Origin of the sequence: Sulfitobacter geojensis (assembly GCF_000622325.1) — a bacterium.
In the GTDB taxonomy this organism is placed as follows: domain Bacteria; phylum Pseudomonadota; class Alphaproteobacteria; order Rhodobacterales; family Rhodobacteraceae; genus Sulfitobacter; species Sulfitobacter geojensis.
In genome coordinates, this window is the sequence record NZ_JASE01000005.1 from 2,267,557 (window position 1) to 2,282,006 (window position 14,450).

The window sequence follows — 14,450 nt, forward strand, 5'->3', positions numbered from 1 at the left end:
CAGGTGAAGTCACAGGGGGAAAACACGCGATGAAACGGCTTCTGGTCTTTTGTTTGCTCGCTGGCATCGGCATTGCGGGTTACGTCATGCTAAACAGGCCTGCTGGCGCAATCACGCTTGTCGGGGCCAAAGCCTTTGCCATGGCTGACAGACCGTCGATGTTTATGGTCACGCTCACGATAGAAAATGACGGGCCGCCCGATGTCCTGGTGGATGTCGCAAGTCCAAAGGCGGGCATGATGCATCTGATGAACCCGCAACACGGCGACCGCGAAATCATCGTTCCGGGGCAGGGTCACGGCATGCTGGCGATGGACGGTGCGCATGCAATGATGCGAATGCCCGATTTTCCCGAAGGCAGTTTCGTACCGCTGACCCTCACATTCGCAAACGCCGGAGCCGTCACAACCCGGCTGCAGCATGCCGGCAGCAGCACCATGTCGCATGATCCCGACGATGGCGTATCGGTTCAACCCGCGCCACGTGTGACACTGAATGCGGTGGAAACGCCAAACACTGATGGTTTCGCGCTGCGTGTCGAAGTCGAGAATTTCAACTTCCACCGCGCGGCAGATGATGCCGCACATGTGGCGGGCCAAGGACACGCGCATCTTTACCTCAACGGATTAAAGCTGGGGCGGCTTTACGAACCAGCTTTTGATATCGGGCCAGTACCAGCCGGTACGCATATTCTAGAGGTCGCGCTGAATACCAACGACCACAGGCCGTATCTAGACAGCGCAGGATTGCCCGTGGCGGCGCAATTGACGCTGGATCTGCAAGATTAGCACAAGGGCGGGCACGCGTGCATTCTTTCAGATACTTTTGTTACATAATACTGATTACAAGAAGTATGCTAGACGACAATCCCACAGCCCCGCAAGCGCAATACTGGACAGCTGCACCTTGGCAGCATTAACTGTGCGTGACCTAAATTGCGAGTAACCCGATGACGTCGATCCTGATTCTAAACGGCCCCAACCTGAACCTGCTTGGAACGCGCCAGCCCGAAGTCTATGGCGCGACAACGCTTGCCGACATCGAAGTCATGTGTCGCGACGCGGCCGAAAACCTTGGGTTAAGCACCACGTTTGCGCAAAGCAATCACGAAGGAATGCTGATAGATCAAATACATGCCGCCAAAGGTTCACATGCTGGCATCGTTTTGAACGCCGGTGCATATACCCACACTTCGATCGCCCTGATGGACGCTATTGCCTCCGTCGAGCTGCCTGTGGTCGAGGTACATCTAAGCAATATCCACGCGCGTGAGACCTTTCGCCATACGTCCTATATCGCGCCGGTCGCGCTTGGGCAGATTTGCGGGTTTGGCGCGACCGGCTATATTCTGGCGCTTCAGGCACTTAAACAACATCTGGCAAGCCCATGAGTTTACGCGACTATCTTCATTTCATCGCGCGATGTCCGTCCATTGAAGAACTGTGGGATGCACATCTCGACAAGATGGCAGGCTATGGTTTTGACCGGCTGATATACGGCTTTACCCGTTACCGGACTTCAACATCGCTGGGCGATCCCGAAGATTTCGTCATTCTGACCAACCACAGCCGCGCCTATACCGATGAATTCATTACCGGCGGTCTCTATTACCATGCGCCGATGGTCCATTGGGCGCTGGCCAACGATGGGGCGTGCAGCTGGACAGTCCTGCACGATATGGCGCGGGAACGTGCGATGACACCTGCAGAAGAACGTGTGGTCGATTTCAACCGACGCATGCAAGTCTTTGCCGGCTATACCGTTAGTTTTAAATCTATTTCTGCCCGTTCCAAAGGGGCTATTGCCCTCACCGCCCGGGCGGATATTTCACAAGCAGAGATCGACGACGTCTGGGCGGAACATGGCAATGATATCAAACTGATGAACGACATTGCTCATCTCAAAATCCTTACCCTGCCCTATACAGCACCAAACCGTGGCCTGACCAACCGCCAACGCGAGGCGCTAGAGTGGGTCGGTGACGGCAAAACCATGCAAGACATCGCTATTCTGATGGGGCTGACCTCTGCGACGGTTGAAAAACACCTACGACTGGCACGCGAGGCGCTTGCGGTCGATACAACCGCGCAGGCGGTCCTGAAAGCTTCTTTTGCCAACCAGATTTTCGTACTGGACGCCTGACGAACCTCATATCTGATGTTTTCTTAAAATTACTCCCCTTGTTTTTAACAAAGGTAAGGAATCCCATACTGGCCAGATCCAAAGATTTGTCGCACAGTAAACCGGTTCCCGCCAAGTGGTTTGACCACGGGAACAACGGCTCATAACACCTTGTGATAGCAGGGCTCTTATGTGCACCGGTTCATCTTGGGTGTATTTTTCCACTTGGGTTGACCGGATCAATAGGCGCCCCGGTCCTTCACGGTCGGGTCGATCGGCGGGTCACGTGGCAGCGTGGCCCGCCATTTCGTTTTTCCCGCCGTTTCCCCTTCGCATAGAAAAAGGGCGGCGCAACCCAATGCACCGCCCTCTAAATCTGATGTCGCCAGTGGTTAGCTTTGGCCGACTTTAGCAACTTCGGCTGCGAAATCTTCTTTCACAACTTCGATGCCTTCGCCCACTTCCAAACGTACGAAGCCGGTGATGGATGCGCCCGCTTCTTTCGCCGCTTCAGCCACGGTCACGTCAGGGTTAATGACGAACTGCTGGTTCAGCAATGTCACTTCGGACATGTACTTTTTCATGCGGCCCACGATCATCTTTTCGATGACGGCTTCGGGCTTGCCGGACTCGCGTGCGATGTCCATCTGGACCTGCTTTTCTTTCTCGACCACTGCCGGATCAAGATCCTCTTCGGACAAGGACGCAGGGTTCGTCGCCGCGATGTGCATGGCGACCTGTTTGCCAAAGGCTTCATCGCCGCCGGTCATTGCGACCAGCACGCCGATGTTGCCCATGCCAGGTGCCGCAGCATTGTGCACGTAGGACACAACAGTGTCGCCGTCGATCGCGGACATGCGGCGGACCGACATGTTTTCACCAATCACAGCAACCGCGTCTGTCACGGTCTGCTCAACGGACTTGCCGTTCATGTCAGCCGCTTTCAGCGCGTCGATGTCGTTTGCGCCCAAAGCAACGTCAGCAATACCGGCAACCATTTTCTGGAAGTCAGCGTTTTTGCCGACAAAGTCGGTTTCGGAGTTTACTTCAACTGCAACACCGTGACCACCATCGACCTGAACCGCAACCAGACCCTCTGCTGCCGTACGGCCAGATTTCTTTGCCGCTTTCGCCAGACCTTTGGTGCGCAGCCAATCAACCGCTGCTTCCATGTCGCCATTGTTTTCGGTCAACGCCTTCTTGGCGTCCATCATGCCTGCGCCGGTGCTGTCGCGCAGTTCTTTCACCATAGATGCTGTAATCGCCATCTTTTGGTTCTCCTTAAATATCTGATCAGTTGGAGGCAGGTCTACCCTGCCCCCGTTTCAGTCCTGTGACAGTGCCGGGCCTTAGGCCTTTGCAACAGTCTCTTTTGTGGACTCGATATCAAGCGGTGCATCCTCGGACATCACATCGTCTGAAACGGTCTCTTCGGACGCATTGCCCACTTCAACGCCGGTGCTTTCCAGCGCTTCTTCGGCAGGTGCTTCTTCCATCGCGCCCAGATCAACGCCAGCCGCGCCCAGTTGGGCGGACATGCCGTCAAGTGCCGCACGTGCAGCCAGATCGCAGTACAAGCCAATGGCGCGCGCCGCGTCATCGTTGCCTGGGATGATGTAGTCGATGCCATCGGGTGAGCAGTTGGTGTCAACCACAGCCACAACAGGGATACCCAGTTTGTTAGCTTCGGCCACGGCCAGTGCTTCTTTTTTCACGTCGATCACGAAGATCAGGTCGGGACGGCCGCCCATTTCGCGGATGCCGCCCAAAGACGCTTCAAGCTTGCCCTGGTCACGTTCCATCCCCAAACGCTCTTTTTTGGTCAGACCTTCAAAGCCGCGCTCGGACTGTTCGTCGATGGACTTCAAACGCTGGATGGATTTGGACACGGTCTGCCAGTTGGTCAGCGTGCCACCGAGCCAGCGGTGGTTCATGTAATACTGTGCGCATTTTTCAGCAGCTTCGGCGATCGGGCCTGCGGCCTGACGCTTGGTGCCGACGAACAGGATTGACCCGCCCTTGGCAACAGTGTCGCGGATCAGTTTCAGCGCATCGTCCAGCATTGGAACGGTCTGTGTCAGATCCATGATGTGAATGCCGTTACGCGCGCCGTAAATGTACGGACCCATACGTGGGTTCCAGCGCTGCGTCTGGTGGCCAAAGTGTACGCCTGCTTCAAGCAGCTGACGCATGGAGAACTCAGGAAGAGCCATGTCGGTATACCTTTCCGGTTTAGCCTCATCGGGGGTATGATCACATTTGTGACCAACCGGCGGACTGGTTCAGGATTTCTCCCCGAAACGGCCCAACCCCGACTGCGGGTTTAAGTGCCGCGTCCTTAGGCCAGAACCGCCAGCGGTGCAAGGGGCAAATCTGTCATCGCGCATGCGCGCGTGAAATCAATGGACACCTCTGCACAGCTGGCACAAACTGGCAGGCAAAACAAACCTTCGGGAGACTTCACATGATCAACCGCACTGCAGTGCTATTCGCCGTTGCGCTGGCGACACCGGGTTTTGCCCAATCCGTCACCCTGACACCCGCCGATCCGCAACCCGCCGCGGGCGATCTGACACCCGGGCTCGCCGTATCTTACGCCTATCCTAGGGATGTGCGCCTGTTGGAAGACGCCGTTGATGCGCTGGAGGACAGCGAAAAGGGACCGCCGATCAGGGGGTTGTCCTATTCTGACAATGCCGAGGGGGACCTGACCCTGACCTCGGACAAAGCCACCAAGGTCGCCGCCGCCATCAGCGGATTTATCCGCTTTGATGCCGCCGGTACTTTCGAAGTCGAGATGATCAGCAACGACGGCTTGGTTGCGCGCATCGGCGGGCAGGACGTTGGCCTCTATGACGGGGTGCACGCCTGTGAACCTGCCGGTATTCAAGAGGTCATCGTGCCCGAAGCCGCGTGGTATCCGATCGAAATCACTTATTTCCAACGCAAAGGCAGCGCCTGTCTGGAAATGGACTGGAATGTAGATGGCCGCATGGGTCCCGTGCCGGATAGCGTTTTCGCGCATATCGATTAACCGGCACCCAGCCCTGCTGCATGCCCCTTGCGCACCGCTGTTTCACAGGCCAGCGCAAGGGCTTTGCGGTTTGCAAAATCGGCGACCGGCAAGGGCGGATGATAGATCACATCGACCCGCCCCTGTTTCGCCGGTGCCAGCGTTTCCACAAGATGCGCCCCGAATGACGTATCCCCCCACCAGCCGTAAAACCGCGGATCGCCCCCCGCGGGGGCGTGATAGATCACGCTGACCGGCTGCACGGCAATGTCGTTTTTGATGCTCGGCGATAGAAACGACTGGAACAATGTCGTCTTGAAAGGCAATACCTGTTGGCCGTCCGTGCTGGTGCCCTCAGGAAAGAACAGCAGTTTGTGCCCCGCATGCAATCTGTCCTCGAACAATCGTGTCTGCGCCTTCGCCTGCGCGGGGTTACGCACCACGAACACGGTTCCAGTGGATCGTGCCAACCAGCCAATCCCGGGCCATCCCGCCACTTCGGATTTCGAAACGAAATAAATCCGCTTGCTTGCGTTTAATACGAAGATATCCAGCCATGAGGTGTGGTTGGCGACAATCGCACCCTGCCCCGTCATCGGCCTGCCCGTCACCTGCAAGCGCAAGCCCAAAATGCGCAGGGCGTTGCGGCAAACAAACTGCGTGATATAGGGCGTCATCGGGCGGTGCAGCCCATAGATCGGCCGTTCGATCAGGCGCACCAGCAGCAGGATCAACAACCCGCCAAACACCAACACGGCCAGACAAACCGCCCGCAAGATCACTCTTATCCATCCACGCACCGTGATCGCCGGATGCACCGGTCGCGTGTCACTTTCCCAACGTGTCGTCATGTCGCAAGATGTCCGTAAATCCGCGCCTGCCGCTGGGACAGACGGGCGGTGTCCATGATCAGACAGACGTCCGTCGTATTAAATTCATGATCTACAAACGCCCCTTCGCCCACATAGCCGCCAAGCCGCAGATAAGCTTTGATCAAGCTCGGAATTTGCACCATCGCGGCCTTGCGATCCAACTGATCGGGATCAATCAGTTTCATATCCTGAAATGCGCTTTCCAGCGCACGCACCCGCAAATCGGGCGGGGCAAGATGGCGCTGATGCAGCAAGGACAAGGGTGCCGCCAGGGCCTGCACGTCCGTGCCGCGAAAACTGGCGACACCAAACAGCACGTCGATCTCATGTTCTGCGACATAGCGCGCCAATGCGGACCACAAATGATGCATCGCCATGCCGCCGCGATAATCGCGGTGTACGCAGGACCGCCCCAATTCAAGCAAGCGACGGTCCGATGACAGCAAGGGCCCAAGATCGTATTCACCGGCGCAATAATAGCGCCCTGCCCGCCTCGCCTGCTCCGGCCCCATCAGGCGGTAGACGCCGACAACCGCGTCATGGGTCCGGTCCACCAACAAAAGATGATCGCAATACGCATCCAGATCGTCCCGCTCCAGTCCCGCCGCGTGATCCACCGAGGGGCCCGTTCCGCCCAATTCGCGGACAAACACGTCAAAGCGTAGCCGCTGTGCAGCGAGCAGATCATCAGGCGTTTGTGCCATTCTGACATGGAAATCGGGCACGTGCATCGAGATCATGCGCTCCCCTGCCTTGCAGGCTGTTTTGAGCGGGAAAAAACCGCGCTCGAAGAGGCGAGCATCAACATACACGTTAAGATTGCATATTTGCCACTCAGGCGGTACGCTGAGCTTGCGTAAACCTCTTCTTGGGACCCGTTAATCATTTGGCAACCATGTTCAGTCATCAAAAACGGGCATTAACCCTACCCGGAAGCTGTCGATGACTATTTTGCCCTCGCCGCGAAAATTAACTGTAACCTTGCCAGCACTGTTGCTTTGCACTTGTCCCACGCCCCATTCGGGCCGTTCAGGATGGCGCACCAGCATACCGGGCGTCATGATTGCGTTCAGATCGTCCATGTCCCGTCCCTTGGTTGGCAACGTCCCGTGGCAGCGCAGGTTTTTGGCATGAGCGAATTGAACACCACCCTAGCCGGCCTGATCGGCAGCCGTATTTGCCACGACTTGATATCGCCGATTGGCGCGATCAACAATGGCCTCGAACTACTGGGCATGTCGGGCAATCCGGCAGGACCGGAAATCGGCCTGATCGGCGAAAGCGTGGGGAACGCCAGCGCGCGCATCCGGTTCTTCCGCATCGCCTTTGGCGCGGCGGGGGATCAACTGGTCGGCCCTGCCGAGGTGCAATCCATCCTGCGCGACCTCTACGACGCGAGCCGCCTTTCCCCTGAGTGGAAAGTTGAAACACCAGCCCATCGAACGGACGTCAGGCTCGCGTTTCTCGCCATCATGTGCATTGAAACGGCGATGCCCTACGGCGGGCGGGTTGAGGTGACCCATCATGAGGGCACATGGCAACTGAACGGCACGGCCGATCGCATCAACGTCGACACAGATCTTTGGGCGCTGCTTTCAGGCAGCGCTGCATGCAAGGATTTGCTGCCCTCTCATGTCCAGTTTGCCCTCTTGCCCCTAATCGCACAGGATTCGACACGGCGCGTCACTTGCCAGTCAGACGAGACAACAATCAAGGTCGAGCTTTAGGCGCGAACCGTTCCGTCCCCTGTCACCAGATACTTGAAGCTGGTCAACTGCGCGGCCCCGACCGGCCCACGCGCGTGCATTTTGCCCGTTGCGATGCCAATCTCGGCCCCCATACCGAATTCACCACCATCGGCAAACTGGGTTGACGCATTGTGGATCAGGATTGCGGAATCGAGGTGGTTCATAAAGGTTTCCACCGTCGCCGCATCTTCGGAGATGATGCAATCGGTGTGGTTCGAACCAAACTTGCGGATATGCGCGATCGCATCCTCGACACTGCTCACCGTCTTGGCCGCGATGATCATGTCGAGATATTCGCAGCCCCAATCCTCTGCCGTTGCGGGGGTAACCCCCTCGATCCCTTGTAGATTCGCGTCACCACGCACATCGACGCCGGCATCCATCAAGGCGCGCACAACACCCTGCCCGATGGTTTTCATGATCCCTTCGTGGATCAACAGACATTCCGCAGCGCCGCAAATACCGGTCCGCCGCGTTTTGGCGTTCAGGACGATTTTCAACGCCTTTTCAGGATCGGCATGTTCATCGATATAGATGTGAACGATCCCCTCCAGATGCGCAAATACAGGCACCCGCGCCTCGCGCTGGACCAGGCCGACCAACCCCTTGCCACCGCGCGGCACGATCACATCAATGGTGTCCGTCATCGTCAACATTTCGCTCACTGCGGCGCGGTCGCGTGTGGGCACCAGTTGCACCGCATCTTCGGGAAGGCCCGCATCGCGCAACCCCTGCTGCAAACAGGCGTGGATCGCGCGCGATGAGTTATATCCTTCCGAACCGCCCCGCAGGATTACCGCGTTGCCCGCTTTCAAACAAAGCGCACCGGCGTCAGCGGTCACGTTCGGACGGCTTTCGTAGATCACACCAATCACCCCCAAAGGCGTACGCACGCGGCGAATGTTCAACCCGGACGGCTGATCCCAATCCGCAATCACCTCGCCCACGGGATCGGCCTGTTCTGCGACACTGCGCAAACCGTCAACCATGGACTGGATGCGGCTTTCGTCCAGCATCAACCGGTCCATCATCGCATCCGACAGCCCCTTGTCGCGACCAAAGATCAAATCCTCCGCGTTGGCGGCCAGAATGCCCTCGCGGTTTTTCCACATATTTTCTGCAGCGCTGATCAAAGCGGCATGTTTGCGCTCTGCCGATGCCACGGCCAGCCCTGCGGCAGCCGCTTTTGCACGTGCCCCGATGTCAGCCATTAAAGATGAAATATTTTCTTTTTCGTTCATAATCTTATGCTCGCATCTTAAAGTGTTGCATGAACTTACCCAGATCAAAGAGCCATATCATCGCGGTGGATTAAAGCCGCGCGGCCCGGATATCCTAACAGCGCTTCGATCTGTGCGCTTTGGTGTCCTTTGATTTGGGCCGCTTCGTCAGACGCGTAGCGGCTCAGACCGCTGCCGATCACCCGTCCCGTGGGGTCCAGCAGTGCCACGCTGTCGCCCCGCTCAAAGGGGCCGGATACTTCGGTAATACCCGCGGGCAAAAGGGATTTTCCTTTCGTCAGCGCGCTCACCGCACCAGCATCCAAGGTCACCGATCCACGCGGTTTCATCGCCGCAATCCAGCGTTTGCGGGCGGCTTGCGGATCGCTTTGCGCAGTGAACCATGTGGCGTTTGCCCCGTCTTCCAACGCCCGCAGGGGTCGCATAACCGATCCTTCGGTGATCGCCATCGCGCAACCTGCAGTCGTTGCGGTTTTTGCCGCCATCAGCTTGGTTTTCATCCCGCCTTTGCTAAGACCCGAACCGGCATCGCCCGCCATCTCTTCGATCTCGGCAGTGATGGTATCGATCACATCATAGCGGGTCGCGCTGGCGTCCTCGTTTGGATTGGCGCTGTAAAACCCGTCGACATCGGACAACAAAATCAATTGATCCGCCCCGACTGTCACTGCAATCTGTGCCGCCAATCTGTCGTTGTCACCAAAGCGGATTTCATCAGTCGCGACCGTGTCGTTTTCATTCACAATCGGAACCACCCCGAATCCCAACAGGGTCTCCAAGGTCGCGCGACTGTTCAGATAGCGGCGGCGATCTGCAGAATCTTCAAGTGTTACAAGAACTTGCGCGGTCTTGATGGCATGAGGTGCCAAGGCTTCCTCGTAAGCGCGGGCCAGACGGATCTGGCCAACAGCGGCCGCCGCCTGCGATTGCTCCAACGCCAATGGTGTCGCAGGCAAACCCAATACGCCACGCCCCAAGGCGATAGAGCCGGAAGATACCAGCACAACATCACAGCCCACCCCTTTGAGCCAACGCACATCTTCGGCCAAAGCATGCAACCAGTCGGCCCGCAGGTCACCGGTGTGCCGGTCCACCAACAAAGCCGAGCCGATTTTGACAACCAGCCGTTTGGCGGTGCTTAGGGTTGCCACGACTCCGCCTCCACCGCAGGTTTGTGACGCAGCTTGTCTTCGTCGATTTCGCCGCGCAGGGTGCGCAAGACGTCGACCGTGCCGATTTTGGCAACACCGGACATCTGCATCACGGGGCCACCGGATGCTTTTTCCAGTTCTGCCAGTTTGCTTGCCAGCTGCTCTTCGTCCAAAGCGTCAACTTTGTTCAGCACTGTCACACGTGGCTTCAACGCCAGATCACCGCCGTAATGTTCAAGCTCGATGATGATGGTCTGGTAATCTTCTGCCACCGTTTCAGAGGTCCCATCCACCAGATGCAACAACACAGAACACCGTTCCACATGGCCCAGGAACAGATCACCAAGGCCGCGCCCCTCAGACGCCCCTTCGATCAAACCGGGGATGTCGGCGACAACAAATTCAGTGTTATCAACACCTACGACGCCCAAGTTCGGGTGAAGGGTGGTGAACGGATAATCCGCAATCTTGGGTCGCGCGTTTGAAGTCGCAGCCAGAAATGTCGATTTGCCCGCGTTCGGCAGCCCCAACAATCCGACATCCGCAATCAGTTTCAATCGCAGCCAAAGGGTACGCTCGACCCCATCCTGACCGGGATTGGAGCGGCGCGGTGCCTGGTTTGTCGCAGATTTGAAATGCAGGTTGCCCCAGCCGCCATTGCCGCCACGCGCCAGTTGCACGCGTTGACCCACTTCGGTGATGTCGACGATCACGGTTTCCTGATCTTCGTCCATGATTTCTGTGCCGACAGGAACGCGCAGCACGATGTCATCGCCGTCCTTGCCGGTGCGCTGTTTGCCCATGCCGGGCTGGCCGTTCTTGGCAAAGAAATGCTGCTGATAGCGGAAATCGATAAGGGTGTTCAGCCCGTCCACCGCTTCGGCCCAAACCGACCCGCCGCCGCCGCCATCCCCGCCGTCGGGGCCGCCGTATTCGATGTATTTTTCACGCCGGAACGAAATGCAGCCACCGCCGCCCGCGCCGGAACGGATGTAAACTTTGCAAAGGTCGAGGAATTTCATGCGCTTGGCCTTTCAGGCGGGATTATAGCTTACGGCTATAGGTCCATGTGGGTACGGCAGCATCGCGTGCCAGACAATAGGTTTCCGCATCGCCCAAATAGACGAAGCCGGCATTGGTCATGACCTTGGCCGAGGCAGGGTTGTCCTGAAAAACCGTGGCGAACATCGTGGCGTTGCCCAACGGATTGGCGCTGACCAATGCAGTGACGGAGTCAGATGCCAGATGGGTGTTCCAGAACGCCGGCGCAACCCAAAAACCAACTTCGGACTGGTTACGGTCAAGCCGCGAGAGCGTAATCAGCCCCATCACTTCGGCACCGTTCTCTTTGGTTCCGTCCATGGCCCAGCAGTCAAAATCACGCGGCTCGGTCATGGCGCGCGAGATGAAAGCTTCGATCGTGCCGGGGGGCAGCGGGTGCGGGATTGACGTTGTGTTACGCGCCACGCGTTCATCACCGGCGTGCAATTCGATCAGCCCCAGATCAGAGCGCCGCAGGGGGCGCAGATCAAAACGCGCCGTCTCGATTACCGGCTGATTTACAATGGGTTGAATCTTCATCGTCATGTTCCTCCTCCGAACAATACGAATAGAACGGACGCGACGGTAAGGCCCGCCAATGTCCACATCAAATAAGGTTCTGCACGTGTACCTGCAACGGTTTTGGCGATCCTGTCCCCCGCCAAAGTCCAGATCGGATGCAGAATAATCTGACAGCCCAGCAACACCGCCGCGATGGTCGCCGTGGCCGTCAGGGTTGGCACATCGGGGCCGACGAAGGCCGTGAAACTACCAACAATCATTGCCCATGCTTTAGGGTTGAGCGGATGCACAATCAAACCGGCGGCAAAACCCGGTGCCGCGCCTGTGCTGGCCGTGGTGTTCAGACGCAGGTTCGCGACCTTCCATGCCAGCCAGATGATATAGGCTGCCGAAATGTATTTCAGGGCGATAAACAGCCACGGTGCCGCCTCGGCCAGCTCCATCAGGCCGAAACCGATGGGCCAGATGATCAACTGCTTGCCAAGAGCCACGCCCGCCACGAATGGCAAGGCCGCGCGAAACCCGAACCGCGCGCCGGTCGCGAGCAGTGCCATGTTTGCGGGCCCGGGCGTGCCGATCTGGCTGGCCGCGAAAACGGCAAGGGGAAGGATCGCGATACTCATGCGCAGGCCTCCCAATCAGCCCGCGACAGCACCATCCGTTGGATGGTTTTCATCTCATCCACAGCCGTCGACAGGCGTTCCACGGTTTCCTTCGGAACAAACCCAAGCTTTGACAGGACGCGCTGTGAGCGATTGTTGTCGATCATATAGCCCGACGTCAAATTCTGGTCAGATGTCCTGAAATGCTGCGCCACAACGGCCCGTGCGGCTTCTGTGGCGAACCCCTGCCCCCAAGCGCTTTTGCGGAACCAATACCCAAGTTCTATGACCTTTGTGATGCAACCTACGGGCAGATCATTGTGGACCACGGCCAAGGCGTCTGCCTTTGGGCCAGCCTGCAATTCAACAAAGGAACGCCCGTCATCGATGCTGTAAGGGAAAGGCAGCAAGGGTATCCACTGCGCAACATCCACATCCTCAAGCGCTTGGGTCACCCAAAGGCTGTCGGCAGCGCGAAACGGGCGCAGAACCAGACGGTCGGTTTGTAAGGTAAAGGTCATGCGGCCTGCCCCTTGGCATCATCCGCAGGCAAGACCCGTTTACCATCATGCACCTCCGCCGAGCGCAGGTGCAGATCCCCGATTTCCAGAATGGGCAGGTCAGTTTGTGTCATCGCACCGCTCCTTTCCGGCTGGCGGGGTTAATTCATCACAGCAATGTAAATGTAAAAAGGGACCGGTGTTTCCACCGATCCCTTAAATTTTCTCAAACCTTGCGGGTACGGCTTATTCTGCGGCTTCCGCCATCGGGAGTACAGAAATAAACGTGCGGTTTTTCAGACCTTTGTGAAAGGTCACGGCACCGTCAACAGTTGCAAAGATCGTGTGATCCTTGCCCATGCCAACGCCGTCGGCAGGCCAGAACTTGGTGCCGCGCTGACGCACGATGATGTTGCCGGGGATGACGGATTCGCCACCGTATTTCTTAACGCCAAGACGACGACCAGCTGAGTCGCGTCCGTTACGGGATGAGCCGCCTGCTTTTTTATGTGCCATTTGGTCTCTCCTTAACCTTTAGCCAGATCTTTGGCCTGTGCGATCCAGTCTTCACGACCGACACGACCTTTGAACGACAGTTTCTCTTCAATAGCTTCAACGTCCGCATCTGTCCATGCAGCGATCTGCGCGAAGGTTGTGATGCCTTCTGCGTGCAGTTTGCCAACAATCACCGGACCTACGCCGGAGATTTCGGACAGGTCGTCGCCATCAGACTTCTTTGCAGCGGCTTTCTTTGGCGCTGCTTTCTTCTCGGCCTTGGGCTTTTCAGCTTTCGCTTCTGCCTTTGGTGCGGCGGCTTTTTTGGCCTTCGCAGGCTTGGCCGCTTCGTCAGCGGATTTGCCAGTGATCGCAGCAACAGCTGCGGCCGATACAGAACCTGTCCCAACGGCGGCCATCACTTTGGATTTGCCGGCACCGGTTTCAAGAATGTCACCGATTTTGATCAGTGTCAGCTTTTGACGGTGACCCTTGGTGCGCTTGGAAGAGTGCTTACGACGGCGTTTAACAAAGTTGATCACCTTGTCGCCTTTGATCTGGTCAACAACTTCGGCTTGAACAGCCGCGTCTTCGATCAGCGGTGCGCCAACCTGAACTTTGTCGCCACCCAGCATCAATACTTCGTTGAATTGTACGGTTTCGCCAGCGTTTGCCGCAATACGTTCCACCCGAAGCATGTCGCCCGAGGCTACTTTATACTGCTTTCCGCCAGTCTTGATGACTGCGAACATCGTGTCTTCCTTCATATATCCGCGTTCTGTGGTCCCCGCTTGGGTGTTTCGGACCGGTTTTGATACCGCGTCCACCTCGAACAGCGCGCCCTTGGGGCGTCATTAAAAATAGACCCGTCACAGGAAATCCTGTCGGGTTCGCGGCTTATCTGTCGGTTACAGGAACAAGTCAAGCAGGTTTACACCGGCAGAGCGGTGATTGGCCTCAAATCTATGCGCAACAGACCGTCTGCCCGACAAAACCCACACACAATCGCCGCTACCCCGCCTGAAATGGGACGCATTTCACGTTCAGTTAGGAATAGTTAACAAATCGTTAATCATTCAGTTCGTAAACGGTTCGCCGGTCGCATCCTCGGCATTGTTCACACAGGATGACCTTGGCTTGTCTG

18 protein-coding genes are annotated in these 14,450 nt (G+C 57.2%); 5 read left to right on the plus strand and 13 right to left on the minus strand.

Annotation, left to right across the window (positions count from 1 at the left end):
- Positions 1-29: 29 nt before the first annotated feature.
- The 3 genes from Z947_RS21545 (at position 30) to Z947_RS0113025 (ending at position 2,142) form a co-directional block, all read left to right on the plus strand.
- Entirely contained in the window at positions 30-788 is a 759-nt protein-coding gene (locus Z947_RS21545; RefSeq protein ID WP_025044736.1) for a copper chaperone PCu(A)C, read from the plus strand.
- A gap of 161 nt (positions 789-949) precedes the next feature.
- The gene (gene aroQ, locus Z947_RS0113020; RefSeq protein WP_025044737.1) at positions 950-1,390 is read left to right on the plus strand and encodes a type II 3-dehydroquinate dehydratase; all 441 of its coding nucleotides are present in this window, start codon (positions 950-952) and stop codon (positions 1,388-1,390) included.
- Positions 1,387-2,142, plus strand: coding sequence for a LuxR family transcriptional regulator (locus Z947_RS0113025; protein ID WP_025044738.1), 756 nt, complete (start codon positions 1,387-1,389; stop codon positions 2,140-2,142). Before aroQ ends, Z947_RS0113025 begins: the two co-directional genes overlap by 4 nt.
- 371 nt (positions 2,143-2,513) lie before the next feature.
- On the opposite strand, the gene tsf is transcribed toward Z947_RS0113025, so the two are convergent.
- Positions 2,514-3,389, minus strand: coding sequence for a translation elongation factor Ts (gene tsf / locus Z947_RS0113030; protein WP_025044739.1), 876 nt, complete (start codon positions 3,387-3,389; stop codon positions 2,514-2,516).
- A gap of 81 nt (positions 3,390-3,470) precedes the next feature.
- Positions 3,471-4,334: a 30S ribosomal protein S2 gene (gene rpsB / locus Z947_RS0113035; RefSeq protein WP_025044740.1), complete on the minus strand. Its 864-nt coding sequence runs from the start codon at positions 4,332-4,334 to the stop codon at positions 3,471-3,473.
- 251 nt (positions 4,335-4,585) lie between these two features.
- Between rpsB and Z947_RS0113045 the strand changes: the two genes are divergently transcribed.
- Complete coding sequence (locus Z947_RS0113045) at positions 4,586-5,155, plus strand: PA14 domain-containing protein (RefSeq protein WP_025044741.1); 570 nt, start codon at positions 4,586-4,588, stop codon at positions 5,153-5,155.
- On the opposite strand, the gene olsA is transcribed toward Z947_RS0113045, so the two are convergent.
- The 3 genes from olsA to Z947_RS0113060 all read right to left on the minus strand — a co-directional run bounded on the left by olsA (position 5,152) and on the right by Z947_RS0113060 (position 7,088).
- Positions 5,152-5,985 (minus strand): lyso-ornithine lipid O-acyltransferase, encoded by an 834-nt coding sequence (olsA, locus tag Z947_RS0113050; protein WP_025044742.1) that lies wholly within the window; start codon positions 5,983-5,985, stop codon positions 5,152-5,154. The two genes, Z947_RS0113045 and olsA, sit on opposite strands and share 4 nt — an antisense overlap.
- The gene (gene olsB, locus Z947_RS0113055) at positions 5,982-6,737 is read right to left on the minus strand and encodes an L-ornithine N(alpha)-acyltransferase (RefSeq protein WP_037939514.1); all 756 of its coding nucleotides are present in this window, start codon (positions 6,735-6,737) and stop codon (positions 5,982-5,984) included. Before olsB ends, olsA begins: the two co-directional genes overlap by 4 nt.
- Positions 6,738-6,905: 168 nt before the next feature.
- The gene (locus Z947_RS0113060) at positions 6,906-7,088 is read right to left on the minus strand and encodes a DUF3553 domain-containing protein (protein WP_025044744.1); all 183 of its coding nucleotides are present in this window, start codon (positions 7,086-7,088) and stop codon (positions 6,906-6,908) included.
- Positions 7,089-7,136: 48 nt separating this feature from the next.
- Between Z947_RS0113060 and Z947_RS0113065 the strand changes: the two genes are divergently transcribed.
- Positions 7,137-7,733 (plus strand): histidine phosphotransferase family protein, encoded by a 597-nt coding sequence (locus Z947_RS0113065; RefSeq protein WP_025044745.1) that lies wholly within the window; start codon positions 7,137-7,139, stop codon positions 7,731-7,733.
- Here Z947_RS0113065 and Z947_RS0113070 read toward each other — a convergent pair.
- The 8 genes from Z947_RS0113070 to Z947_RS0113110 all read right to left on the minus strand — a co-directional run bounded on the left by Z947_RS0113070 (position 7,730) and on the right by Z947_RS0113110 (position 14,058).
- Entirely contained in the window at positions 7,730-8,995 is a 1,266-nt protein-coding gene (locus Z947_RS0113070; RefSeq protein ID WP_025044746.1) for a glutamate-5-semialdehyde dehydrogenase, read from the minus strand. The genes Z947_RS0113065 and Z947_RS0113070 overlap by 4 nt on opposite strands.
- A 44-nt stretch (positions 8,996-9,039) precedes the next feature.
- On the minus strand, positions 9,040-10,146 hold the full coding sequence (gene proB / locus Z947_RS0113075) for a glutamate 5-kinase (RefSeq protein WP_025044747.1): 1,107 nt from the start codon (positions 10,144-10,146) through the stop codon (positions 9,040-9,042).
- Positions 10,134-11,168 (minus strand): GTPase ObgE, encoded by a 1,035-nt coding sequence (gene obgE, locus Z947_RS0113080; RefSeq protein ID WP_025044748.1) that lies wholly within the window; start codon positions 11,166-11,168, stop codon positions 10,134-10,136. The genes proB and obgE overlap by 13 nt, the downstream gene beginning before the upstream one ends.
- A gap of 22 nt (positions 11,169-11,190) precedes the next feature.
- Entirely contained in the window at positions 11,191-11,727 is a 537-nt protein-coding gene (locus Z947_RS0113085; RefSeq protein ID WP_025044749.1) for a GNAT family N-acetyltransferase, read from the minus strand.
- Between the two features lie 2 nt (positions 11,728-11,729).
- The gene (locus tag Z947_RS0113090) at positions 11,730-12,332 is read right to left on the minus strand and encodes a LysE family translocator (protein WP_025044750.1); all 603 of its coding nucleotides are present in this window, start codon (positions 12,330-12,332) and stop codon (positions 11,730-11,732) included.
- Positions 12,329-12,832, minus strand: coding sequence for a GNAT family N-acetyltransferase (locus Z947_RS0113095; RefSeq protein ID WP_025044751.1), 504 nt, complete (start codon positions 12,830-12,832; stop codon positions 12,329-12,331). The genes Z947_RS0113090 and Z947_RS0113095 overlap by 4 nt, the downstream gene beginning before the upstream one ends.
- A 225-nt stretch (positions 12,833-13,057) precedes the next feature.
- Positions 13,058-13,327 (minus strand): 50S ribosomal protein L27, encoded by a 270-nt coding sequence (gene rpmA, locus Z947_RS0113105; RefSeq protein WP_025044752.1) that lies wholly within the window; start codon positions 13,325-13,327, stop codon positions 13,058-13,060.
- 11 nt (positions 13,328-13,338) lie between these two features.
- Positions 13,339-14,058, minus strand: coding sequence for a 50S ribosomal protein L21 (locus tag Z947_RS0113110; RefSeq protein WP_025044753.1), 720 nt, complete (start codon positions 14,056-14,058; stop codon positions 13,339-13,341).
- Positions 14,059-14,450: the final 392 nt, after the last annotated feature.